The organism is Gaetbulibacter sp. NE (genome assembly GCF_025548475.1).
Taxonomy (GTDB): Bacteria; Bacteroidota; Bacteroidia; order Flavobacteriales; family Flavobacteriaceae; genus Gaetbulibacter_B; species Gaetbulibacter_B jejuensis.
The window spans coordinates 1-578 of record NZ_JAOQHY010000035.1 but is presented as its reverse complement, the minus strand read 5'-3'; the positions used below and the strand labels follow the sequence as shown (position 1 = coordinate 578).

1 protein-coding gene is annotated in these 578 nt (G+C 42.4%); it reads left to right on the top strand.

The window, feature by feature from the left end; all coding sequences use genetic code 11:
- A partial coding sequence (locus OD803_RS14485) for a hypothetical protein (protein ID WP_262734068.1) occupies positions 1-578 on the top strand: 578 nt, incomplete at both ends.

Genomic DNA, 578 nt, shown 5'->3' with positions numbered 1-578 from the left:
ATTGTCATCAACACGCAAACGGTATATGTGCGTTTAGAAGATGCAACAACAGGATGCTATAATACTACGACATTAGAGCTAGTGGTTAACCCACTACCAGTAGCAGTAGCACCAACACCATTGGAAGTCTGCGATGATGATAACGATGGTTTTGCAAGCTTTACCTTAACATTAAAAGACGCAGAAGTATTAGGTGGACAAACAGGAATGACAGTGACCTACCATGAGACCCAGTCTGATGCAGACAATGGTGTCAATGACCTATCAAGTCCATACAACAATATTGTACCAAACACCCAAACCGTTTATGTGCGTTTGGAAGATGACACTTCAGGCTGCCATGACACAGTAGAGCTTACCCTATTGGTAAACCCATTACCAACCATAGGTGCGATAACACCATACGAGTTGTGTGACTATAACAACCCAGGCGACGAGCAAGAAACATTTGACCTTACGACCAAAGATGCAGAAATCATCAATGGACAGGTTAATGTAGAGGTAAGCTATTACGAAACACAGGCAGATGCCGAAGCAGGAATCAATGCGATAACCGTACCATATATTAATCAAACCAA